Annotated in this window: 18 protein-coding genes and 1 pseudogene; 7 read left to right on the top strand and 12 right to left on the bottom strand. The window is 37.8% G+C overall.

Annotation, left to right across the window (positions count from 1 at the left end):
* Window positions 1-45: 45 nt before the first annotated feature.
* Window positions 46-1,560 carry a GGDEF domain-containing protein gene (locus I6F41_RS00825; protein WP_197107627.1) on the bottom strand — a complete coding sequence of 505 codons (1,515 nt, stop codon included), beginning with the start codon at window positions 1,558-1,560 and terminating at the stop codon, window positions 46-48.
* A 226-nt stretch (window positions 1,561-1,786) separates the two neighbouring features.
* Between I6F41_RS00825 and I6F41_RS00820 the strand changes: the two genes are divergently transcribed.
* The 3 genes from I6F41_RS00820 to I6F41_RS00810 all read left to right on the top strand — a co-directional run bounded on the left by I6F41_RS00820 (window position 1,787) and on the right by I6F41_RS00810 (window position 8,189).
* On the top strand, window positions 1,787-3,574 hold the full coding sequence (locus I6F41_RS00820) for a M61 family metallopeptidase (RefSeq protein ID WP_197107526.1): 1,788 nt from the start codon (window positions 1,787-1,789) through the stop codon (window positions 3,572-3,574).
* 165 nt (window positions 3,575-3,739) lie between these two features.
* A complete protein-coding gene (locus tag I6F41_RS00815; RefSeq protein WP_197107525.1) occupies window positions 3,740-5,839 on the top strand; it encodes a sensor domain-containing protein in 2,100 nt (699 codons plus the stop codon).
* A gap of 178 nt (window positions 5,840-6,017) precedes the next feature.
* Window positions 6,018-8,189 carry a S46 family peptidase gene (locus I6F41_RS00810; RefSeq protein WP_197107523.1) on the top strand — a complete coding sequence of 724 codons (2,172 nt, stop codon included), beginning with the start codon at window positions 6,018-6,020 and terminating at the stop codon, window positions 8,187-8,189.
* Window positions 8,190-8,322: 133 nt separating this feature from the next.
* Here the strand turns inward: I6F41_RS00810 and I6F41_RS00805 are convergent, their stop codons facing one another.
* Window positions 8,323-8,637, bottom strand: a complete 315-nt coding sequence (locus tag I6F41_RS00805; RefSeq protein WP_197107521.1) for a PBPRA1643 family SWIM/SEC-C metal-binding motif protein — start codon at window positions 8,635-8,637, stop codon at window positions 8,323-8,325.
* Between the two features lie 168 nt (window positions 8,638-8,805).
* Between I6F41_RS00805 and I6F41_RS00800 the strand changes: the two genes are divergently transcribed.
* From I6F41_RS00800 to gntR, 3 genes are all read left to right on the top strand, one after another.
* A complete protein-coding gene (locus tag I6F41_RS00800; RefSeq protein ID WP_197107519.1) occupies window positions 8,806-9,060 on the top strand; it encodes a MetJ regulator of methionine regulon in 255 nt (84 codons plus the stop codon).
* A 144-nt stretch (window positions 9,061-9,204) separates the two neighbouring features.
* On the top strand, window positions 9,205-10,476 hold the full coding sequence (locus I6F41_RS00795; protein WP_086997553.1) for an O-acetylhomoserine aminocarboxypropyltransferase/cysteine synthase family protein: 1,272 nt from the start codon (window positions 9,205-9,207) through the stop codon (window positions 10,474-10,476).
* A gap of 240 nt (window positions 10,477-10,716) precedes the next feature.
* Entirely contained in the window at window positions 10,717-11,727 is a 1,011-nt protein-coding gene (gene gntR / locus I6F41_RS00790; protein ID WP_197107517.1) for a gluconate operon transcriptional repressor GntR, read from the top strand.
* Between the two features lie 174 nt (window positions 11,728-11,901).
* Here gntR and gntU read toward each other — a convergent pair whose 3' ends face one another.
* Window positions 11,902-13,245, bottom strand: coding sequence for a gluconate transporter (gene gntU, locus I6F41_RS00785; protein ID WP_086997545.1), 1,344 nt, complete (start codon window positions 13,243-13,245; stop codon window positions 11,902-11,904).
* A gap of 153 nt (window positions 13,246-13,398) precedes the next feature.
* On the opposite strand from gntU, the gene I6F41_RS00780 reads away from it, so the two are divergent.
* Window positions 13,399-13,938, top strand: a complete 540-nt coding sequence (locus I6F41_RS00780) for a gluconokinase (RefSeq protein WP_197107515.1) — start codon at window positions 13,399-13,401, stop codon at window positions 13,936-13,938.
* Between the two features lie 169 nt (window positions 13,939-14,107).
* Here the strand turns inward: I6F41_RS00780 and I6F41_RS00775 are convergent, their stop codons facing one another.
* The 9 genes and pseudogenes from I6F41_RS00775 to I6F41_RS00735 all read right to left on the bottom strand — a co-directional run bounded on the left by I6F41_RS00775 (window position 14,108) and on the right by I6F41_RS00735 (window position 25,226).
* Window positions 14,108-14,284, bottom strand: coding sequence for a DUF1289 domain-containing protein (locus tag I6F41_RS00775; protein ID WP_065813981.1), 177 nt, complete (start codon window positions 14,282-14,284; stop codon window positions 14,108-14,110).
* A gap of 16 nt (window positions 14,285-14,300) precedes the next feature.
* Entirely contained in the window at window positions 14,301-14,816 is a 516-nt protein-coding gene (locus tag I6F41_RS00770; protein ID WP_197107513.1) for a hypothetical protein, read from the bottom strand.
* Between the two features lie 104 nt (window positions 14,817-14,920).
* Window positions 14,921-15,535 carry a bifunctional phosphoribosyl-AMP cyclohydrolase/phosphoribosyl-ATP diphosphatase HisIE gene (gene hisIE / locus I6F41_RS00765; RefSeq protein ID WP_011330106.1) on the bottom strand — a complete coding sequence of 205 codons (615 nt, stop codon included), beginning with the start codon at window positions 15,533-15,535 and terminating at the stop codon, window positions 14,921-14,923.
* Window positions 15,532-16,305 (bottom strand): imidazole glycerol phosphate synthase subunit HisF, encoded by a 774-nt coding sequence (gene hisF, locus I6F41_RS00760; RefSeq protein WP_182683596.1) that lies wholly within the window; start codon window positions 16,303-16,305, stop codon window positions 15,532-15,534. Before hisF ends, hisIE begins: the two co-directional genes overlap by 4 nt.
* A 396-nt stretch (window positions 16,306-16,701) precedes the next feature.
* A complete protein-coding gene (locus I6F41_RS00755) occupies window positions 16,702-19,077 on the bottom strand; it encodes a diguanylate cyclase domain-containing protein (RefSeq protein WP_197107511.1) in 2,376 nt (791 codons plus the stop codon).
* 322 nt (window positions 19,078-19,399) lie between these two features.
* Window positions 19,400-19,555: pseudogene (locus I6F41_RS18135) on the bottom strand (SDR family NAD(P)-dependent oxidoreductase); the annotation flags it as partial.
* Between the two features lie 235 nt (window positions 19,556-19,790).
* The gene (locus I6F41_RS00745) at window positions 19,791-22,856 is read right to left on the bottom strand and encodes an efflux RND transporter permease subunit (protein ID WP_011330110.1); all 3,066 of its coding nucleotides are present in this window, start codon (window positions 22,854-22,856) and stop codon (window positions 19,791-19,793) included.
* 11 nt (window positions 22,857-22,867) lie between these two features.
* The gene (locus I6F41_RS00740; RefSeq protein ID WP_011330111.1) at window positions 22,868-23,935 is read right to left on the bottom strand and encodes an efflux RND transporter periplasmic adaptor subunit; all 1,068 of its coding nucleotides are present in this window, start codon (window positions 23,933-23,935) and stop codon (window positions 22,868-22,870) included.
* A 562-nt stretch (window positions 23,936-24,497) separates the two neighbouring features.
* Window positions 24,498-25,226 carry a 1-(5-phosphoribosyl)-5-[(5-phosphoribosylamino)methylideneamino] imidazole-4-carboxamide isomerase gene (locus I6F41_RS00735; RefSeq protein WP_011330113.1) on the bottom strand — a complete coding sequence of 243 codons (729 nt, stop codon included), beginning with the start codon at window positions 25,224-25,226 and terminating at the stop codon, window positions 24,498-24,500.
* Window positions 25,227-25,238 lie beyond the last annotated feature (12 nt).

The raw sequence follows: 25,238 nt of genomic DNA, 5'->3' as shown, positions 1-25,238 counted from the left end.
AAAACTAGCTAGTTATAAAACTCAAAACAATTGAGCTATATAACATTATTTACGTATACACAGACGATCCCGACCTGCGTTTTTGGCTTCGTATAAAGCATCGTCTGCTCTATCAAATGCCTTTAATAATGTGTCACCTTGTTTAAACTGAGTTGCACCAAGTGACACTGTAATTTCTATTTGCTTATCTTTAAACTTAAACGGGATCTTTTTTATATTCTTTTTAAGCTTTTCGAGTTGGGGAATGGCATGCTGTAAAGAAGTACCTGGCATTAATAGTACAAATTCTTCGCCGCCATAACGCGCTATAAAGTCAGTTTTTTCTATCGACTTTTGCAAGGCTTTAGCAATAACTTGTAGCGTAATATCTCCAGCAGTATGACCAAACCTGTCGTTTATTGACTTAAAATAATCTACGTCAATTACCACCAGAGTAACATCGGATGCTTGCACATTAAATAAGTGCATTTCGTGGTTATAGCGCTCATCGAAGGCGGCCCGGTTTGGCAGTTTGGTTAGGCTATCGAGCAGGCTTTTGAAACGTTGATCGTTAAGGCGTTTTTTATATTTAGTGAGTTTATTTTCTAAGCTACCAATACGATTATTTATTTTATCAAAGCTGGTTATAAGTACTTTGCGATCTTTGCGTTCAAGTTCTTCTTTGGCAATAAAATCTTCACCGAGGGATTTTAATTCATGATCAACCAATTTTCTTAACGATGAAATTGAAGTGGTACTCTTAGTTTGTTCATTAAGATTATTAATTTTAGTTTTAATACGTTTATTTAATACGTCAAACTCAATTCCCATAGATTCGGAATGTTTACTGGTCGAAAAAATCGAATGGTGTAACTCTTCTAAGGTTTTATTTAAAGACACTAAAAAGCTTTGCGCTGATTGGCGCTCGTTATTAATGTTTTTTACAATAATACTAATAATTTCAATCGCGGCAGCGAGTAAGTCATCTACTGTATTACTTTGTAAAATAGTGGTTCTTATCGATTGAATTTGCTCAGCTGCTTCATCTTCAAGTACCAGCTGGTGGGCAAGTTCTAACAACTTTTTAGCAATTGCTGGAGTATCGGTATGTTGTTCTGCGGGTAATGCATTAAATTTAGTGTGCAACGCTTGGTTATAAATAGTAATTAATTGATTTAATAGCGGTATAAAACCATGGGTTGACTGAACGGCATCAAGTTCATTATCTAACAAGTTACGCAGTGTTCTGCGTGTGTTGTCAGGTAAACCATTGGTTTTTTGTAATTGTTTACCTGCATTTTTTACACTTGTGCGTAAATCGCGTTGATGAGCGAGTTGAATGGCTTCTTGGTTTTTTAAAAGTACTAAAATATCATTAATTAACGGCGATAAGTGCTCAAAGCTAACTCCTTTATTAAGTGCGCTTCTAAATTTGGCTAGGCGATTATCTAATTCAATATCAAGACCCTTACAGCTTAAAGATAATTTAGCTGCAAAATTTGACAGAGTATCTACTTGAGTTTTCCTTGCGCTCTCAATTACTATTCGTTGTTCAATAGCTTGTTTGAGTTTTTTGTCCATAGGATTAGATTTATCAGGCACCTAAACATACCGCCATTGTGTTAATTAGTATCAGTTAAGTTTACAACAAATTTATATTAAGTGTAGTTATCTCATTAAAAACTTTGTGTTTTTAATGGGATATTGCCAATAAACGTATCTAAAAGTCTATTTATCGCTTTTAATTCACTTTTAAATAGCGCCTTGTTAGTCTTCTTTACACACTAAGTTATCTTTATGAGCCATTATGAAAAAGCTATTAGCGCTGTCTATTTTAGCCGCATGTTCTGCCCCTACGTTTGCTGATGTAAATTATTCATTAAACATTTCTCAGCCACAGCACCACTTAGGTAATGTTACGGTAGAGTTTCCCAAAACGGCACAAGCGCATTTAGACATTAAATTACCTGCATGGCGCACTGGGCGTTACGAAATATTAAATTTAGCCAATGGGGTGCGTTACTTTGATGCAAAAGACAGTACGGGTAACCCCCTAAAGTGGGAAAAAATTGATCACAGCACCTGGCGTGTACATTTAAATAAGCCAACTAAAGTTAACTTAGCATATCAAGTATACGCAAATGAGCTTGGAAAACGTGCGCGCCATATTGATGACAGCCATGCATTTATTGATGCATCAGGCTTTTTTATGTTTAGTGACTCATTTCGCCAAGAACCCGTTACGGTTAATTTAGAGGTGCCTAAACAGTGGCGCTCTGTTTCTGGAATGCAGAATAACAAAGGTAAAAATACATTTAAGGCGGCAGATTATGACGTACTTGTAGATTCACCAATCGAGACAGGTATTAACCAATTACACACCTTTAAAGTTGATGGCCGTGAATACGATTTAGTTATATGGGGTGACGGTAATTATGATGTAGAGCTCATGCTAACGGATCTAAAAAAATTAGTGGCTACTGGCAATGTAATTTGGGATGGCTACCCGTATGAGCGTTATGTATTTATGGTGCATGCAACATCGGGAGCGGGTGGTGCTACTGAGCATTTAAATTCGACTATTATTCAGCGCCCGCGAGACCGATTTGCGAAGCGCGAAGATTACTTAGCCTTTATAAGCACTGCGGCACATGAATTTATTCATACTTGGAACGTTAAAGCATACCGCCCAGCGGGCCTTACACCTTACGATTACACCAATATGAATTACTCTAAATTACTTTGGATAGCAGAGGGCTCAACCAGCTATTTTGAAGATCATTTATTAGTGCGTTCAGGCATTCAAAGCACTGATGAGTTTTTTAACCTAATGAGTAAAACAATTAATCGTCATCTACAAACACCTGGTCGCGAAGTACAAAGCGCCAGCGAAACCAGCTTTGATAAGTGGATAAACCAAGGCGGGGACCACGCGCGTAATTACTCTACTAACATTTATTCAGAAGGCTCATTGTTATCACTTGCTTTAGATATTGATTTACTAGAAAAAAGCCAAGGTAAAATAAGTTATCGCGATGTACACAAGGCACTTTATAAGCAACATAAATTACCTGCAGGTTTTACTTCTTTAGATGTACTCAATATTTTAAAAGACCTAACCGGGCGTGATTACAACACTTGGTGGCAAACTAATGTCGACTCGCCAGCTTCACTAAATTTTGACGAGTTACTCAATAAAGTAGGTTTAACATTTGAGCGTCCAGAAAAAGCGAAAGCCTTAGCTAGTATAGATGCTGTGGCAAAAAATACCGGCCAACTTCTTACGCTTTCGCATGTTAAACGCGGTGGCAGTGCATGGCAGGCAGGCTTAACAACAGATGATAAAATTGTTGCTATTAATAAGCATCACGTTGGTAAGGATTTAACCAGCAGCCTAGAAATGTATAAAGCAGGGGATAAAATTACAATTGATTATATTCGCCGCGATGCACTTGCTAGCACCAGTTTAGTTTTATCAGAAGATTTTGATAAACCTAAAAAGGTGATTGCTAATAAGCAAGCATCGAGTGAACAAAAGGCGTTGTTCAAAGCATGGATAGGTGTTGAGCATCCTAATAACGCTAAAAAAGATTAACATTAATGAGTTAAAAACTAATAACTAAAAGGAGCAACGGCTCCTTTTTATTTTTACACTCTTATATTGCCGCATTACCTAAAAGCATTTATTCGCTCCTTTAAGTGTTAATTTAATTATTTCGTTCTATTATAAATATTAAGTATTATTTATTAATTGATCAGAATGAAATCTAAAAATAATATACATACTTTAGCTCACCAATATGTTGTTAATGACCCATTACATCAATTATTTGATGCTGTGAATGCTATTTCTGTGCAGGGGTATGATGAACAACGCCGTGTTATTTATTGGAATAAAGGCAGCGAAGTGCTTTATGGTTATACGAATGTTGAAGCAACAGGTAAAAAGCTTGAAGACTTAATTATACCAAGTGATTTACGAGAGGCCGTGGTTGCTGGCCACGGAAATTGGATTAATAATGGCATAGAAATTCCTGCAGCAGAGCTAACTCTTCGTGATAAAAATAATAATGATGTTTCGGTGTTTTCAAGCCATGTAATGTTTATAAATCAATATGGCATTAAACAAATGTATTGTATTGATATTGACTTAACCGATGTTAAACAGGCGCAAGAACAGGCTATGTTCAGAGAGAAAATGTTGGAAACAATATTTGAGGCTATTCCTGATCTATTTTTTGTAATGCAAGAAGATGGCAAAATCCTTGATTATCAAGCCAGTAGCAGTAGTAGCAGTAATCTTTATGCTTTACCTCAGCAATTTATTGGTAGCAGTATGTTTGATTTATTACCAGACGATGTTAGCAGTAAGTTTAGAAAGAATATTTCCCAAGCCTTAAGCCAAAAACAGATGGTGAGCTTTCAATATGAACTAACCATGCCATTGGGAGTTGTGTACTTTGAGGCAAGAATTAACCATGTTTCTCAATATCAGCAAGTTATGGTTATTATTCGAGATATTACCGAGCAGCACAAGGCAGAAGAGCTGATCCGTAAACAAGCTTATTATGATAATTTAACCTCATTACCTAACCGCTTTTTAGCACTTGACCGACTATCGCATATGCTTTTTGAAGCACAAAGAAACAAGGGGCATGTGGCTGTACTTTTTATTGATTTAGATAACTTTAAAAAAGTAAATGACTCGTTTGGCCATGAACTAGGCGATAAGCTACTGGTTAAATCAGCTGCAAGATTACAGCAAGTCATTCGCAAAGAAGACACCATAGGGCGTTTAGGAGGAGATGAATTTATTGTACTATTGCGGGGTATTAATAGTCATTATAACGCAATAGATATTGCAGAAAAGCTACTGAAAAGTTTTACCTCGCCATTTAAAATTGAAGGGAGAGAACTTGTACTCACCATGAGTATTGGGGTTGCTATGTACCCCGAAAATGGCGATACAGCGTCTGATCTTTTACGCAATGCAGATACGGCAATGTATCAAGCAAAAGCCTTGGGACGTAACAGTTACTCGTTTTTTACTCCACAAATGAATGTAGTAATTCAGCGCCGCCTTGCGATAGAGGAGCAGATGCAAGGTGCGTTACAGCGTAATGAATTTGAACTATATTACCAACCGCAGTTAGATGTTAAAAATAAACATGTTACCGGCGCGGAAGCTTTGCTACGTTGGTATAACCCAGTGCTGGGGAATATACCGCCCGATGAATTTATTCCAATAGCCGAGCATAATGGGTTGATTATCCCCATTGGGAAGTTTGTTATTAAGCAAGCCTTACAGCTTTTAAAAAAATGGCAAAATAAGCAGCTAAATAAAGGGCAACACCATAAATATACTATGGCTGTTAATTTATCCCCAAGTCAATTTAGAGACACAGCGCTACTTAGTTTTATAAAAGACACTCTTAGCGAGCTAGATGTAAAGGCTAAATATTTAGAGTTAGAAATTACCGAAGGGGTGTTAATGAATGCTAAATTGAATATAAACGACACTTTGCAAGAAATAACTAAATTGGGCATAAAGCTATCAATGGATGACTTTGGTACTGGGTATTCATCATTAAGCTATTTAAGGCAGTACCCATTTAAGGTTTTAAAAATAGATCGCATGTTTATTAATGGCATTACATCCAAAAAAGAAGACTGTAATTTAGTCAAAGCAACTATAGCCATGTCGCATAGCTTAGGGTTAACCGTGGTTGCAGAGGGAGTGGAAACGAAAGAGCAGCTTGTTTTACTTGGTGAGTTAAATTGTGATTTTGTTCAAGGTTACTATTTTAGTAAGCCATTACCTGAGGAGTTGTTATTGGATTTTTCACCAAGGTTTTTATAAATAATCACATATTATATAAAGTAGTTATAAGTAAATACAAAATATAGCTGCCACAGTTTGCTATTAACGCTATATATGAGGGTTTATAGGGCACATTGTAACAATTTATTACCACGGTATTGACCTGCATAATACTTCACGAGTAACCTGTTATAGAAACAATAAAAAGGACTCTATAATGCGTTTAACACCTCTTGTCGCTACAATAGCATCAACTTTAGCAATTACACTCTCAAGCACTGCAATTGCAGATGAAGGCATGTGGCAACCACATCAGCTTCCAGAATTAGAATCAATATTAAAAGCCAAAGGGCTTGAAATAGATGCTAAATCTATTTCAAAATTAACCGAATTCCCGATGAATGCGGTAATTAGCCTAGGTGGTTGTACGGCATCATTTGTATCGCCAAAAGGTTTGGTGGTAACAAACCATCACTGTGCTTATGGCTCTATTCAATACAACTCAACAACCGATAATAATATTTTAGAAAATGGCTTTTTAGCTAAAACTCCAGCGCAAGATTTACCCGCAGCTCCTGGCTCTCGTGTTTATGTTACTAAAACCGTAACTAACGTTACCGACAAAGTAATTAAAGACACTCAAAAGTTAAGTGCTAAAGCACGCTACGATGCCCTTGAAAAAAATGAAAAAGCACTGGTGGCTCAGTGTGAAGCCGATGAGAGCTATCGTTGTAATGTGTATTCGTTTCATGGTGGCTTAGAGTATTACCTCATTAAGTCGCTAGAAATAAAAGATGTACGCCTAGCATACGCTCCGGCTATGGGCGTAGGTAAATATGGCGGTGATATAGACAACTGGATGTGGCCGCGCCATACCGGCGACTTTGGTTTTTACCGTGCGTATGTAGGAAAAGATGGTAAACCAGCACAGTACAGCGAAGATAACGTACCTTATGAACCCGATTCTTACTTAAGTGTAAGTGCTAAAGGTGTGCAAGAGGGCGACTTTGTAATGGTAACAGGCTATCCAGGGCGTACTAACCGTTACCGTATTGCTGCAGAAGTAGATAACGTATTTAACGACAGCTATCCTAAAGCGCGTGAACATAATTCAAAATATGTAGCACTTATTGAAGAAAACGCAGAGGACGGCAGTAAAGCGCGTATAGCTTACGAAAGCACTATTGCAGGTTACAATAATTACATTAAAAACTATGGCTCAATGATAGAAAGCTTTAAAAAAGGCACCATGTTTGAGCGCAAAAAACAGTTTGAGCAAGAACTAACTCAATGGATTAATAGTGATAAAACACGCAAGCAGCAATATGGCGATGTTTTAAATGAGCTATCGGCATTAGTAGCGCAATCGCAACTGCATAGCGAGCGCGATCGTATGTTAGGTTATGTACACAGATCACAAATGATCAGTACCGCTCGCAGCTTATACCGTTTAGCGTATGAGCAACAAAAGCCAAATGCAGAGCGAGAGTCTGGATACCAAGAGCGTGACTTACCGCGCATTAAAGCTGGGCTTGAGCGTATGACGCGTCGCTTTGATGCCAATGTAGATAAAGCTATTTTACTGCACTTTTTAGAGCTTTATGCCGCACTTCCGAAAGAAGAGCGCTTTAGCGAGGTTGATAAGGCATTTAAACTACAAAATGGTTTTGATAAAGCGAAACAAAGTGCATTGCTTGAGCAAATGTATACTAAATCAACACTAGATAACGAAGTTGTACGCAATTCATTGTTTGAGCAATCGTTTAGCCAGCTAAACCAAAGCCAAGACCCATTTGTGCAATACGCTAAAGCAATATTTAAAGTAATGAAAGCTGAGGAAGATAAATCAAAAGCACTTGCAGGCAAGTTACAAGCTGCTCGCCCGCAGTTAATGAGCGCTATTATTGCCTTTAATAAAGCACAAAATAAGGCCGTATATGCAGATGCAAACAGCACATTACGAGTAACTTACGGCACGGTAGGTGGCTACTCACCTCAAGATGGCTTGGTAGCAACACCCTTTACATCGCTTGAAGGGTTACTAGCTAAAAACACCGATGTTGACCCATTTAATGCACCTAAAAAGTTACAAGAGCAAATTAAAGCCAAGCTTTATGGTGATTACACCGGCGGCATGAACACAGTACCTGTTAACTTTTTATCAAACGTAGATACAACCGGCGGTAACTCAGGCTCGCCAACACTCAATGGTAAAGCCGAGCTGGTGGGTTTATTGTTTGATGGCGTATATGAAAGCATCATTGGCGATTGGGATTATAACCCAGAACTAAACCGCTCAATTCACGTAGATTCTCGTTACATGCTATGGGTAATGGACAAGGTAGATAATGCCCAAAATTTATTAGATGAAATGAAAATAGTAAAATAAGTTAAGCGTAAAAATAAAGCCGAACCTTTATTTTAGCTGAACTTTATAGCAAATAATAAAATGCCACTTGTTATTAACAGGTGGCATTTTTATATTAAAGAATGAGAAAGGAGATTGAATTGTGAGCTATAATTTAAGCACAACACTTTTTATACTTTTTACCACTACCGCATAAACAAGGAGAGTTACGCTCAGGGACTTTATCGAATACTTGCGGTGTAGACTTAACCAGCGCGAATTCAAGCTCTCTTATATCTTCATCACTTTGAGTATTAAGCTCTACTGTAGCAAATAACTTATGTTCTTGTACTATTGCTTCTACTTCTAACTTGCGCTGTGGTGAGTTAACCACTAACGATAATGGATGAAGCTCGCTGCCCACTTTTTCATTGCGTTTAGGACTAAAACCGTTACTGTTATTTTTACCCATTATATCGGGCTTACCCATAAAGAAAAATTTAGACGGCGTATCCTAACAGCTTAGACATAATATAACTAAGATGTACGCACTATTAGCCAATTTAAATAGTGAAGTTAAAAGTTGCGTCAATAAGCATAACGACCTTTCAAGCAATCAATATTAAACAAAACACTTAAATTTCAAGTGAGCATATCCATGGAAAGCTTAGAAATTGGATTATTAATATCGGCAAGTATTATTATACTTATTGGTTATTTGCGCATTATTACAGATGAAAAAGGTAAAATAAATTTAAATAATTATAGGCTAACAGGGGGAGTATTATTGGTGTGCAAAGGGATATATAAAGGCACGTGCGACTTGATTGCAGGTGAAATATCACAAAATATGCAATCTGCATGTACTATTTATTTAGGTGTAATACTCTTTATTATTGGCTTTAGTTTATAGCTCAACTGGTTATTGCTTTAAAAGTTAACAGTGGTTGTTTTTAAAGGTTAAAAATTTCAATCGCCATTAGTATATTTCAAGTGCACTTAGTAGCATATAAGTGCTAATTTAACGCTAAGTAAATTAATAACAGGGAATATACTAATGAAACTAGAATCTTTAGCGCTGCATCATGGCTACGAATCAGAATCAACCACAAAGTCTGCAGCAGTGCCAATTTATAATACGTCATCTTATACGTTTGATAACACCCAGCATGGTGCTGATTTATTTGATTTAAAAGTACCTGGTAATATTTACACCCGTATTATGAACCCAACTAACGCAGTATTAGAGCAGCGTATCGCCGCTATGGAAGGGGGCGTAGGCGCACTAGCTGTAGCCTCTGGCATGGCAGCAATTACTTACGCAATTCAATGTTTATGTGAAGTTGGCACCAACATTGTTAGTACTAGCCAAGTATATGGCGGCACTTACAACTTATTTGCACATTCATTACCACGCCAAGGTATTGAAGCACGGATGATCAAAGCAGATGACTTTGAGGCCTTTGAAAACGCAATAGATGATAATACTCGAGCAGTATTTTGTGAATCAATTGGCAACCCTGCAGGTAATATTGTTGATATTGCCCGATTAGCCAAAATAGCACACAGTAAAGGTGTGCCCCTTATTGTTGATAACACAGTAGCAACGCCGTACTTATGCCGCCCATTCGAGCTGGGTGCCGATATAGTGGTGCATTCATTAACTAAATACATAAATGGGCACGGTACTGCCATTGGCGGCATGATTGTTGACTCAGGTAAATTTGATTGGAAAGCAAATGCTACGCGTTTTGCCATGATGAACGAGCCCGATCCGTCTTATCATAATGTTGTTTATACCGAAGCCTTTGCAGAAGCTGCGTTTATTGGCCGTTGTAGAGTGGTCCCGCTTAGAAATACCGGTGCGGCACTTGCACCAAAAAATGCATCAGACATTCTAATTGGCCTTGAAACCTTAGGTTTGCGAATGGAACGTCACTGCGAAAATGCACAAAAGGTGGCTGAGTATTTACAAAAGCACCCTAAAGTTTCATGGGTTAACTATGCAGGCTTAGCGTCAAGTCCATACAACGCAATGTGTAAAAAAACAACTAATGGTAAAGCATCGGGTATATTAAGTTTTGGTATTGTAGGTGGCTTGGAAGCAGGCACTCGTTTTATCGACGCACTCAATATGATACTGCGTTTGGTAAACATCGGTGATGCTAAGTCGCTAGCGTGTCATCCTGCATCAACCACGCATCGTCAGCTTAATGATGAAGAACTCGCTAATGCAGGTGTGAGCCGTGATTTAGTGCGTTTATCGATTGGTATTGAAAATATCGACGATATTATTGCAGATGTAAGTCAAGCGCTCGATAAAGCGTAAGCTATTTATAAGTAATAACATCGTTTAAAATGCCTCTATACACTGAGGCATTTGTATTTATTGACTCATTGAAAAGCATATAATTAAGTATCTAACTTGATAAGTAAACGGTCTAAGCAAGCCAGAATAGTATAAATAATTATCAATAAGGTTATATTTATCTAGCAAAATAGCTTAAAAGTGGCTAACCGCAATTATAATTGTTATGTTACGTGTAACATAATAAATTAATTACCTGTGATGAAAAAAAATAAACGCTCTTCACTTCAAAATATAGCAGATGCAGTTGGGGTCACTAAAATGACGGTAAGTCGTTATTTACGTAACCCAGAGAAAGTATCAGCAACAACTCAAATCAAAATTAAAGCAGCTATAGATTCACTTGGCTATATTGCCAATAAAGCCCCAGATTTATTATCTAATGCCAAAAGCTACTCTATTGGTGTGCTTGTCCCATCGCTAACTAATCAAGTGTTTTCGCAAGTTATTCGCGGAATTGAAGATATTACTGAGCCTGCAGGGTATCAAACAATGCTCGCGCATTATGGCTATAGCCCCGAAATTGAAGAAAAGAGAGTTGAATATTTATTATCATATCATGTAGATGGGCTAATTTTATCGGAAACAACGCATACCGACAGAACCCGAAAAATGATTGCTATGGCGGGTATTCCTGTGGTTGAAATAATGGATATTCATCACACTCCAATACACCAAGCGGTTGGCTTTGATAATGCTAAAGCTGCTTTTGAGATGACCAATGCGCTTTTAGATAAAGGCTACCGGAATATTGTTTACCTTGGTGCAAGGTTAGATATGCGCACACAATTGAAGTTTCAAGGCTATAGCGACGCAATGTTACTAAGGGGGTTTACTCCTAAAAGTGTGATGACAAATGAAGCTTCGTCGTTTAGTTTGGGCGCTGAATTATTGCAAAAAACACGTACTGAACACCCAGATACTGACTGTATATTTTGTACTAATGATGATTTGGCTATTGGTGCTATTTTTGATTGTCAAAGAAATAATATTTCTGTTCCTCAGCATATGGGGGTTGCAGGCTTTCATGGCCATGATATTGGTCAATCTATGGTGCCTCAGCTAGCCAGTGTGATCACGCCGCGTTATCAGATTGGTAACCTTGCGGGGGCTAAATTACTCAGTCGTATTAGTTCAACAACAGATCTTGAAGCACCCGATGAGCAAATATGTGATACCGGTTATGTGATTCATTTAGGCGAAAGTGTTTGATTAACTATGTCACTCATAAAGCAACCAAATATTAAACCTAGAATATTGAGTTGTAAGTGAAATATGGTGCTTGCCTCCATCAGACAGTAAAAGCTATAACACTCGAAGTAAACACCGATGCTGCTATTTAAGCACAGCATCGGACATATTCAGGGTTTTATGAATAAAAATAATTTATAAAAAGAGGGAAATAATCATAGCTACAATAGCACCCGTTGTACCAATAATGGTCTCCATCACCGTCCATGTTTTCAGCGTTTGCATTTCAGTAAGGCCAAGGTAGCGATTAGCTAACCAAAAGCCAGAGTCATTTACATGCGATAAAACGATTGAGCCTCCACCAATGGCGATAGTAACCGCAGCAAGCTGAGCGCCATCTAGTCCAAGGGGCTCTAACATAGGTATAATTAAACCGCATGCTGTAAGCATAGCAACAGTTGCAGAGCCTTGAATTACGCGTACTGCGGCTGCTAATATAAAAGCTAACATAACAATCGGTAAGCCAGATCCCGCAAGCATATTACCAAGCGCTTCCCCTACACCCGAATCAACCAATACTTGTTTAAATACTCCCCCAGCGCCTGTTACCAAAATGATAACGCCAGCAGGTTGTAAGGCACTACTGCAAATTTCCATAATACGATCTTGAGGCACACCACGTTTTACACCCAGTAAATAAAATGCCATTAAACAAGCTGCAAGAATTGCAGTAAATGGGTGACCGATAAACTCTAACCAATGATGTAAGTTAGATTGTTGCTCAACAAAACGAGAGCCAATCGTATTTAAGGCAATCATTAATAATGGCAGTGCAATTAAACCTATAGCTAAGCCAAAACTAGGCTCGCCCTCACCGTCTCTAGTATTATCATTGTTTTGGGCGTGTTCAGGTAGTTCAACATGAATTGACTTAGCAATTAGCGATCCCCAAAGAGGGCCGCCAATGATCATAGCTGGAATAGCAGCAAGTAAACCAAATAAAATCATATAACCGTAATCGGCACCAAGTTGAGATGCCACTAAAATAGGGCCTGGCGCAGGGATAAGAAATGCCTGACAAGCAGCAATACCAGCAAGCAATGCGATACCTATTTTAATAACACTACCACCGCCTTTACGTACCACTGCAAATGCAATACCAATTAAAAGTACCACAGCAACATCAAAAAATAGTGGTAAAGCACATATAAAACCAGTAAAGGTGAGCGCCCAGTTAGCGTTTTTCTCGCCAAAACGATGTAATAACGTATGAGCAATACGGTCAAGCGCTCCAGTCTCTTCCATTACTTTGCCAAACATAGCACCTAATGCAACCACTACAGCAACAAAGCCTAAAGTGCCGCCCATTCCTTTTTGGATAGTTTCTGCGATCATTTGTGGGCTCATTCCAGAGAATAGTCCGGCTATCATCGAAACTAAAATTAAAGCAACAACCGCGTGTAGCCTTACTTTCATGACTAAAAAAAGTAACAGTAGAATAGAGCCTACCGCGGTTAGTATTAAAGATAAATCTGACATATATTTCCTACTTAAATCCAACTCAAATTATGACGGTTAACTTGTGTTTAATTTCATATTATATTAAGTTACGCGTAACATGTTACCAGTAACTTAATATAAAAATTCATTCAAAGCTAATGAATTTTTAAAAAATAGAGTGAGATTAGCTAAATGAGCCAAATAAACGCGGGTCGAATATTTATTATTATGGGTGTATCAAGCACCGGAAAGTCGAGTATTGGTTATGCGCTTGCGAAAAAGATGGACGCTAAATTTATTGATGGCGATGATTTACACCCCAAAGCAAATATTTTGAAAATGTCATCAGGGCAACCTCTAAATGACGAAGATCGTGTGCCGTGGTTAGAAAGAATTCGTGACGCTGCGTTTAGTATTGAGCAAAAAAATGAAGTGGCCGTTATTGTTTGTTCAGCCTTAAAGAAAAAATACCGAGAGCAAATATGCGAAGGAAATGTGAATATTACTTTTTTACATTTACAGGGAAATTTTGAATTAGTTAAGCAGCGAATGCAAGATAGAAGAGGCCATTTTATGCCTACTGAGCTATTAAAAAGTCAATTCAAGACATTGGAAATCCCCCAAGCAGATGAGTTAAATGTAATTAGTATCGACATTAATAAATCATTTAAGCAGGTTGTAAGCGCTTGTTTTCAAGCTACGCAAACCGATATAAATTTAGCTAGCGGGTAACCTATAAGGTATAAATACAAAAATAATGAGTAATAAAGTAGATGCCATTTATTTCAAACGTTCAATAACAGGCTAAATTTAACAACAGTTAGTTTTAGTCTATTATTGAAGTTAAAGTTTTATAACCCAGATGGTTAGCTTACCTATTAAAACCCCAGCTATTCATTGATTAATCGGCTCGTGGGGTTGCTAAAATCACCTTTTTTTCATCTTCAGATAAAATAATCCACTCAAAAATTTCATCGTTGGTACGTCCGCAGCCAGTACATAGGCCACTGCGCCGCTGGCAAACTCCAATACAATCGGTTTTAAGTTTAGTCTTGCTAGTTTTTGTTTGAAAACCCATAAAACCCTATAAAAAATTATTGTTTAGTAGCTACTGATTTGCCAATTTCTAATGAGGTAGACCACGATTTTAAACTAGATAACGTTTTACCGGTGTAGATTGAAATAACAGGGGTGTTTTCATCAAGTACGAAAGTAGTACGAATCGAGTTTTTTGACTCTTTTTGGCTTTCATGCCAATTGCTTTCAAGCAAACATTGGCGAGTAAAAGCCACTGCTTTTTGATGATCTGTTACAGCAGCTACTTGCTCTTTGTAACTATTTTGACAGCGGTAAATAACATTATCATGATCAAATGCAGTAATTTGGCACTGTTGACCCACTAAATGATAGTTAGTACTCCAGCTATCCATAAATTTTGTGGTTACTTTGGTTGTTTTTAGCGATTCAAAACGGGTATCGTATGCACCAAGTAAGGTTTGAATTTTATTACATGGTGTAAGTTGATCTATAGCGGCTGTTTGCTCAGTAACAACGCTAGAACAACCTGAAATTACCAAGCTAGTAAATACGACAGAGGCTAACTTCTTCATTCAATATTATCCTTTTAATTAATGAATTTAGTGCGCTATGTGCTAAAGCACACTAAATAATTTAAGCGTGCTTTTATAAAAGTTGTTGGTATTAAAGTTACAACTTACTTGTGGCGACCTATTAAGCATTTAACTACGTCTTCAAGGGCTAAGCCTTGGCGTTGTAATAGCACTGTAAGGTGATAAATTAAATCAGCAGACTCGTTTGTTAGCTCATCGTTATCGTGTTTCATTGCAGCAAGGGCAACTTCTACGCCTTCCTCGCCTACTTTTTGACAACTACGGCTTAAATCTTCTGCAAACAAAGACGCTGTATAGCTTTTAGCTGGGTCGTCGTTTTTACGCGCTACAATAACATCTTCAAGTTGCGCTAAAAAGCTTAGGCTTGGTTTTGCATCATCGCCAAAACAGCTTTGTGTGCCTAAGTGGCACGTTGGGCCTTCTGGGTTGGCAAGTACTAAAATAGAATCGTTGTCACAATCGGTGTGTACTGACACGACATTTAAATAGTTTTGAGATGACTCACCTTTGGTCCACAAACGCGATTTTGAGCGCGAGTAAAACGTTACCTTGTTACTTTCAAGTGTCACCTTTAGTGCTTCGCTGTTCATGAAGCCTTGCATTAAAATAACACCAGAACGTGCATCTTGAATAATAGCAGGGATCATTTCACTTTTAGTGAAATCAACTTGAGTTTGGTTGTCGAGTGTTAATATCATAATCTTGCTGCCACTTGGTTATTAGTTAAAAATTGTTTTAGTTCACTAATGTTAATCACATTTTTATGAAAAACACTGGCTGCAAGTGCGCCATCAACTTCACTTTGTTTAAACACATCTACAAAATCTTGCATAGATCCAGCACCGCCTGAGGCGATAAGAGGAATATTACACAGTTCGCGTATTTTACTTAATTGCTCAATATCATAACCGTTACGTACGCCGTCTTGGTTCATACAGTTTAATACTATTTCGCCTGCTCCTAAGTCTTGTACGCGTTTAACCCATTCTTGTGTTTTATAACGGGTACGGCTTGACGCATTAGGATCGCCAGTAAGTTGGTACACTAAGTATTCACCGGTCACTTCATCGTAAAAGCTATCTATACCGACCACTACGCATTGCTTACCAAACTCATCGTGCAGCTCTTTTATTAGCTCAGGGCGAGCAATAGCAGGGCTGTTAATGCTGATTTTGTCTGCGCCGCGTTCAAGTACGCGAGCGGCATCGGCAACCGACTTAATTCCGCCAGCCACACAAAAAGGAATATCAATATGACGGGCAATACTCTCTACCCAATTTACATCGAGTAAGCGTTTCTCAACACTGGCACTAATTTCGTAAAAAACAAGTTCATCTGCACCGGCCTCGCTGTAAGCTTTTGCCATAGTTAAAATATCACCAACTACTTCATGGCCTTTAAATTTTACGCCTTTGACTACTTGGCCGTCTTTAACGTCGAGACATGGAATTATGCGTTTTGATAACATGGGAAAGTCTCGCAGGTAGTGTGTTTATTTTTGAAAGTCATAGCTACTATTCTTTTCGTTAATATTTTGCATTAATAACAACAACACTAAAAACATTATTGTCAGCAAAAAGTCATATTAATAATTACCTACAGTATATATATATCTAAGCGTTATTTATAGGCGAAATATCTTATAGTTAATTACTTTTAAAGCTATTCAGAGGATTGTATAAATAACAAAAAGTGAGAACTTACGGATGCTAATTCCATGCTGTATTAATGTGTTAAATTATAACAAATGGGCAATAAGCAGCCGCTAACTTAGCGCTTTTTAGGATATACATAGTGAAGCTGTAGGAATATTTGAGTTTTTCAGTTCAGTTCATTTAAGTTATGTATTGTTAAAATTAAATGCTCAACTTAAATTGACTTGTGGTTGGCTGTTATTAGCATGATCATGCTTTTTACTTTTATGTTCATACATTCTTTTATCCGCTTTGTTAAGTAATTCATCTAAGTCTGCTGCTTCGTCGGGATATATAGCATAGCCAATGCTTACTGTAACTAAGAGTTCGTTGTGCTGCAAAACAATAGGTAACTCAATCGCACTTAAGTATCTGGTTATTTGTTTTTCTATTTGGTTTAGGCTTTCAATGTTGGTGCTTATAACAACGAATTCATCCCCGCCAATACGGGCGATACAGTCAGTTTTACGGGTTATATCTTTTAAGCGGTCGGCTATTACGGTTAATACACAGTCGCCAACTATATGGCCGTGAGTATCGTTTATTGGCTTAAGCTTATCTAAGTCAAAATATAAGCATGCCACTTTACTGTTTTCTTGTTTAGCTTTTCTAAACTCACATTCAGCAAACTTTGTCAGGGTGTTGCGGTTTGCAAGCCCGGTTAAATAATCGGTTTGAGCTAGTTTTAGTACTTCTTTTTCAGCGATAATACGCTTTGAAATATCAAAATTAATACCGACTATGCTATCACCATATACTCGCCCATCGGCGTTTATATAACGTATTGCTCCACAGGGCAGTATAATTTTAAACTCAGCATGAAACTTTTCATTGGTTGCTATTGCTTTGGTCAGCCTATTGGTAACATCATCATAATCATCGGGATGAATTGTTTTTGACCACTGAGCATAGTTACAAGAAAAAGTACCCTTTTTAATGCCATAAAGTGTGTGCATCCAGTCATCCCAAATAAGCACATCGGTTTTAAAATTCCATTCCCATATGCCAATATTAGCCGCATCTGCTGCTAATGCTATTCGATGATGCAAGTTATCTAGCTCAATTCTAGCTTCTCTGAGCTCAGTAATATCTTCAGAAATCCCGAGTAAAAACTTAGCCTTACCCATATTATCTTTTATAATCACTTTGTGAGTACGTAAATAGCGAGTTGCTCCATTTATGGTAACTGGCTCTTCGTTAATTGTTATCGAATTGTTTGAGTTCAATACTTTGCGATCTGCTTTTGCAAAAAATTTTGCTTGCTCTGCTGGGAATATATCAAAGTCATTTAATCCTATAAGTTGCTCTTGTGATTTGCCAAGTAATTTTTCAGCTGATTTATTTACATGGCTATAACTTAGATGCTTAGCTTCTTTAATAAACAAAATGTTAGGTAGGGTATCAAATATGGTTTGTGTAAAGGCTTCTTGATTTTGAATATCGGTTAAATCTTTAATAGTAGCTACTAAAGGGGCGTTAGTTAGCTCACTTATAGGGTTGATTGCGATTGTTATAGGAAACTCTTGCCCACAATTTTTGCATCCCTGTAATAATTGGCTTTTTCCAAAGTTGGATTGATCTTTATTAAATGAATGATAAAATTTTGCATGCTTTTTTGGCAGCAATATAGCAATGTTTTTGCCAATTAACGCTTGTTGATCAAAACCAAATACTTTAGTGGTTGGAGGGTTAGCAAATTCGATAATGCCTTGGCGATCAAAACATATCACTACGTCTTGTACTGTATTTAGTACTGCTTTTAATTTTGCCGATAACAAGCTTCTGGCGCGTAATTCAATACTGCCTACTAAAAATAAGCTCAATACTAGCACTACAAATATAATCACTTGGGCAAGTTGTGCACTGTTGTCATTTGCAAGGTAGGTTGTATGGCTAGATTCAAATACATACATAGAGAGCATACCAATATAATGCATACCTGAAATAGCACTGCCCATTACCAGCGCTGCTAAGAAGTTAACCCGCTTTTGTTTATTTTGCGTTGTTTGGCGTAATTCATTTATTTTTAAAGCTAAGCCCGAAAGTGCTACGGCAATAAATACAGAGAACGTAAACAGAGTGGGCTCATAAGCCATATGCGCTGGCATTATCATGGCTATCATACCTACGTAATGCATACTGCCAATACCTAAGCCCATAAGTACACTTCTAAACCATAAGTGTTTAAAACGCTCTAAATTAGGGGATATAACAAAATAACTAGCAAATATACTGGGTAAAATTGAAACTAGTGTTATAGGTATATTGTATCTTACAGGAATAGGGAGTTGGTAGGCTAACATGCCAACAAAATGCATTGCCCAAATACCTGCACCTAAAAAGCAAGATGACAGTAGGGTCCTAAAAAGCTTTTCGTTTTTAAGTTGCGCGCCTTTAATACGAGCAGAAAGTAAAAATGAAATATAAGATGCAAATACCGCTGTAAATACAGACGCTAAAACAAGTATGGGGTCATATTTGGCTGTGATCACCGCTGCTTTGAGCATTTCTGGCGTTACAAAATGCAGCGTTAAATGATTAGTCAATGCGGTCCCTCACCTTGATTATAAGCTCTAAGGGCCTATTTATGAATAACTTAAGTATAGTATACAAATATAGTGTTGACCATTAAATGCTTAACTGAAAAATATTACTTTGGGTTATTTTAGTACCGTTAGTATGAGGGCTTTTAGAGGTTTTATAACGGGGGAATAGAGTTAAGCAAGTTGGTTATGTTAAGTAAGTTGCGATATAAAATGAGTTTGTTGGATTAACTATGGTGTTAGCTTTAACGTATTGATAATTAAAGGTATGAAGTAACATTATTTTAATACTTCAGAGGTAAGCACTTTTTAAGTGCATCAGTACTTACAGCGAGTGGGCCATGGTGCTAATAGCGAGGCAGTTGTTAACGCTCGCCATAGAAGAGATATTAATTATGCTGCCATAATCGCTATTTTTCATGTGAGGAGCCACTAATTGACAAAGTCGGCACATGGTAAACACATTCATATCAAATACGCGTTTAAATTGGCTACTTTAATGTCGCAAGGGTTTTATTTACCTGTACCATCGCCGCCAACAGTGTTAACAAGTACGCCGATGGGCACTTTATTAAAGTTATGAAGCTAGTTATTTATCAACAGCATAGAGCGATATTTTATGTTGTGGGTTGGGTATAAAAAAGCATGCGGCCAGATAATATTTTACATTAGCTGGCCGTATATTTTATTTACTTTGCAATATTTAGTTTATTACCTTAGGCATTAACTGGTGTGCGTTCATCTTTTTTAACGCCCATAAAAATAGCGTAAAGCACAGGTATAACAATTAAGGTTAGTAATGTAGCAAAGAGTAGGCCAAATACTAATACAACCGCCATTGATTGGAAAAACGCATCAAAATAAAGCGGTATTACCCCAAGTACTGTTGTTAGTGTTCCCATCATTACTGGTCTTACTCGGCTATTAGCCGAATCGACAATGGCATCATAACGTGGTTTACCTTGCTTAATTTCCATATCCATTTGATCAACCAATACAATGGCATTTTTAATGAGTAGACCAGATAAAGAGAGCAATCCTAATATCCCCATAAACTCAAGTGGAGTTTGTGTTGTTACTAAGCCAAATACCACGCCTATAAGAGCCAGCGGTACCACAAGCCAAATAATAATAGGTTGTTTTAAAGCATTGAATAACACCACTACAATTAGCACCATAGCTAAAAGGCCAAGTGGTAGTGTTGATGCAAGCATTTCATTTGACTCTTTTGATTGCCCATACTCACCATCCCATTCCAATGTGTAACCGGCAGGTAAGTCAATCGCTTCTATTTGTGGCCTTACTCGATTAAATAATTCAGATGCAAGCTGCCCAGGAAGTGGATCGGCTTGAGCCTTAATTGTCCACATTCTATCTTCGCGCTTTAAAATACCATCACGCCATACGGTTTTAAATCCATTAGTAACTTGCTCTAATGGGATTGTTTTACCTGTGATTTGGCTAGGAATTTGAATGTTGCCTATATCATTAACATTCGAGCGCTCTTTTAGGGGAGCTCTAACAATAATAGGAATTAACTCTTCACCTTCTCTATATTGGCCAACCGTTTTACCAGAAAAGTTTTGTTGTAACGCTTCAGCAATTGCTTTGCGTGTTACACCTGCACGCTGGGCATTAATTGGCGAGTATTGCGGTTCAATAACCCTAACTTGCTGGCGCCAAGTATCTTTAATTGAGAGTGCACCGCCGTCATCAATCATGATTGCTTTCGCTTTATCGGCTAATTCACGAATTACTGCGGGTTCTGGCCCTTTAAATGTTGCCTCAATTTTAGAACCACCTCCGGGTCCCATTACAAAGCGCCATACTTTGCCTTGCGCTTCTGGGAAGGTGTCATCTATATACGCTTGTACTTTAGGGATCATAGTATCAAGCACTTTATAGTCATCTACTTTAGCTAATATTTGGCCGTAAGAACTGTTTGGTGATTCTGCTCCATAAATAAGCATAAATCGTAAACCGCCACCACCAATTAAGGTTTGTACGCCCTCAATACTCTCTTGCTGCTGAATAAAGGATTCAAGCTTGATCATATCTTTTTTGGTTTTTTCGATATCAGTTCCTTGCGGTAACCAAAAATCTACTACCATTTGTGGTGTTGTAGAGGCTGGGAAAAACCCAGATTTTACAAACTGAAATCCCCACATTGATGCACTAAAAGTAAATATCACTACAGCAACTGTTAACCAGCGATGATTAAGCGAGCTAACAACAATGGATTGATAAGCCGCCATAATCATATTAGGCTTAGCTGTTGTAGAGGTGTCTTTATCTTGTTCTTTAAACAAGCAAAAACAAAATAGTGGCGTTAGGGTAATTGCAAATAACCAACTGTAAAGTAAAGAAATTAAAATAACCCAAAATAAATGCCCAGTAAATTCGGCAGTATCACCCGGTGCTAAACCTATAGGTGCAAAGGCCACAATACCTACCAAAGTGCCGCCTAATAAAGGCCACCTTGTTTGCTTTACAACTTCAGATGCTATTTCTAGCTTTTTGCGCCCTTGTTTAGTACCAACCAGTATTCCCTCGGTGACAACAATGGCATTATCAACCATCATCCCTAAAGCAATAATTAATGCCCCAAGTGAAATTCGGTGCATGGGTATGCCGCTAAAGTCCATGGTTGCTAGTGTGGCAAAAATAGTCAGTAGTAATACTGCGCCAATAACAAGCCCAGAGCGCAGCCCCATAAATACAAGTAAAGTAACAACAACAATAATTAATGCCACAATTACATTTACTACAAAGTTATCTACCGATGCCTGAACAACCTTACCTTGATGATAATATTCATGCACTGTTATACCAATGGGTCTCACGTTTTCAGCTTGTTTAACGCGCTCATCTACGCGCTCAAACACTTTAACAACGTTAGTACCAAGCACACTGGCAACCCCTAAAGAAATTGCCGGTTGCCCGTTGTAACGTACAAGTTTAGTTGCTGGGCTTTGAAAACCACGATATACATTAGCAATATCTTTTAAATATATAGCTTTACCGTCATTGGTGGCGCTCACTAATAGGTTTTGTATTGTTTCAATAGAATTAATAGAGCCGGTGGGATCTATAAAAATACGTTGATCACCAATTTGCGTATTACCGGCACTTATTACTGTATTTTGCTTATCTAAAATTGAATAAATATTACTGATTGAGCTACCTAAAGTGGCCAAATCTTCACGGGCTATTTCAACAAAAATACCTTCTTGCTGAACACCGGTCATAGCTACTTTAGCAACGCCTTTAACCTGTAAAATATCACTTTGTAGGTTTTTAGCGTAGGCATGCAGCTCATCAGGAGAGTAACCCTCGGCTGTAATTAAATAGCTTAAACCATATACATCACCAAAATCGTCAAATATTTGTGGCGTACCTGTACCTGGTGGAAGGGAAGGGCGAGCATCATTAATTTTATTTCTTAGTTTGGTCCATATAATCTGTAGCTCAGACTTTGTCGGCGAAAACTCCGATTTAATCTCAACTTTTATCTCAGACATACCCGATGAAGAGGTAGACGATATGGTATCAATTTCCTGCAATTCTTGAATAGCACGTTCTAAAGGCTCAGTTACTTCTCGGGCTACCTCTAAAGGGCTCGCACCAGAGTAAGGAACAAACACTTGTGCGGTACGAATTATAAATTCAGGGTCTTCAAATCGTGCCATGTTTTTATATGAAGAGAAGCCAAAGCCTAACGTCAGTATAATAATTATGGTACTAATGAGTTTGTTATTAATAGTCCACTTTGCTAAATCCATTACTCAAGCTCCTATGACTTAGTCCAAGCGCGTACTTTCATACCATCGGTTACATAATTTGCACCGGCACCAACAATTACATCGCCGGCTTTTATACCACTGGTAACAACTAGTTCTTCACCAATACCGTTTACTAAGGTGACAACCGTTTTACTCACGATCATAGATTCACTTACTGTCCATACATAGTGCTGGCCATTTTCTTCAAAAATAGCAAATGTAGGCAGAGTAATTTCATTTGTAGTCGACTTATTATCAAATTCGATACGTAAACTGGCATTCATGCCGGGTAAAATATTTAGGTTTTGCGGTACAGCAAATGAAAACCTAACTTCATAAGTTTGGCTAGACGTATCAGCTTCTAAATTAGCGCGACGAAATGTAGCAGGAATAGGAGTATTAGCAGCTGATTCTAAAAGTACAAAGGCACGGCTGCCTGTACGCGAGTCAACGGTGGCAACAATAGAAGATGGAATATTAACAACCACTTCCATTTCGCCTTTACCAAATAAAGTAACTATATGCTGGCCTGCATTTACATTCTCAAGCGCCTCTACTGGTACAGCGGCTACAATTGCATCATAAGGGGCAACTAAAGTACTGTCTGTCAGTGCTTTTTTTGCTGAGTCATAGCGAGATTGAGCAACTTCTTTTTTCGATTTTAGCTGCTCTATATCTCTAGCCGAAATTACGCCATCTTTAGAGAGCTTAATTCCGCGATTAAAGTCATTATTAGCTGTTTCATACTGTATTTTTGTAGAGTTTACTTCGTTAATAAAGTTACGTTTTTCTAACGATGCCAGTTCGTCACCTTTTAATACGGATTGCGCTGCAATAACATTTAGTTTGTCTATTTTACCGCCAACTTGAAATGCCAACTTTGCGCTTTTTATCGCATCGACAGTAGCAGGATAAGTAAGAATGTTTGATTGCGCAGTATCTTTAATGGTAATTAATTTAACAGGCTTTGGGGCCTTTTCAATTTTTGTATCGACCTCAGGCTCAGAGCAGCCCGACAGTAGTACTGCTAATGCAATGCTTAGCGTATATCGATTTTTTACTACGTGTTTTATATTCATATTTTATGCCTTTTATAAAAATCAGGTACGCTTAAACTATATAAACCGGTAAACCTACAACAAACTGTGTAACTATTAATAAGCTTGATAACCTTATTACTTATAAGGAGTATCACCATTGCTTTTATTAACTTTCCCAACGACTTATGAATAATTATACCAAATCGATTGAGTGTAATTCTGTATTGTTATGTTGTTATTAGAAGTAAACGCTATAAAGCCAAATACTGCAATTATAATTGTTATTATAATGTTAATTTAATATTTGTTATACAAAGAGTATACTTTAGCGCATATTATTAAGAATATCATTGTAAATTCAATGCGTTAATATATCTGTGCGTTAATGTTTTTGTTTGTGCGATTGTGTAACTCAGTGATACAGGTAAGTATATTATGTTGCAAAATTGCGAGTTTGAAAGAGCTTACTATATTGCTAGGGCTACTTTAAGTACTGTATGAGGCTAGGTTAAGGACTTTACCTGAGGTGTTGCTTAATAATTAAGTTAATGAATAAAAGCACAGTATAGGTACTGTGCTTTTTTGTATATATATTAGATTCTTAGCGTGTTACTGCTAGTGCTTCTTCCACACTAAAGGCGCCATCGAGCAGTGATTTACCTAAAATAATACCGCCAATACCCAACTCTTTGAGCTTTTTAATGTCATCAAGTGAGCTTACGCCACCAGATGCTTGTACTTTAATAGTTGAGTTATGCTTAATTAAATCCTCGTACAGCGCGAACGATGGGCCGGTCATGGTGCCATCCTTACTGATGTCCGTACATAAAAAATCGATAACACCTAAGTTAGCATAAAAATCTACTAGCTCAAGTAAACCAAACTCAGATTCAGTTAGCCAACCATGGGTTGCCGGAGCCCAGCCAGTGGCTGTTTTATTTACATCAAGGGCAATAACAAAGTGCTCTGCGCCAAACTGCTCAATCCAGGCTTTAACTTGTTCGCGTTTTTCAACCGCCATTGAGCCAATAACCACTTGGTTTGCGCCGGCTTTTAGCCAATCACTTACATCTTGCTCACAGCGAATGCCACCGCCAACTTGATACGGCACATTAAGTGCTTTTGTAGCCGCTTGAATGTGTTGCCACTGTTTTTTACTTGGATCGCGGGCACCTTCTAAATCAACTAAGTGAAGTTTACCTGCGCCGCTGTCGGCGTATTCTTTTAAACGCGCGCCTAACTCGAATGGGTAAAACTGTACAGTCTCGTATTTGCCTTGGTATAAGCGCACAATTTGATTTTGTAATACGTCTAATGCTGGAATAATCACAGTGTGTCTCTT

Source organism: Pseudoalteromonas sp. SCQQ13, assembly GCF_015864415.1.
Taxonomy (GTDB): Bacteria; Pseudomonadota; Gammaproteobacteria; order Enterobacterales; family Alteromonadaceae; genus Pseudoalteromonas; species Pseudoalteromonas nigrifaciens.
This window is presented reverse-complemented; position numbering and strand designations above follow the sequence as displayed.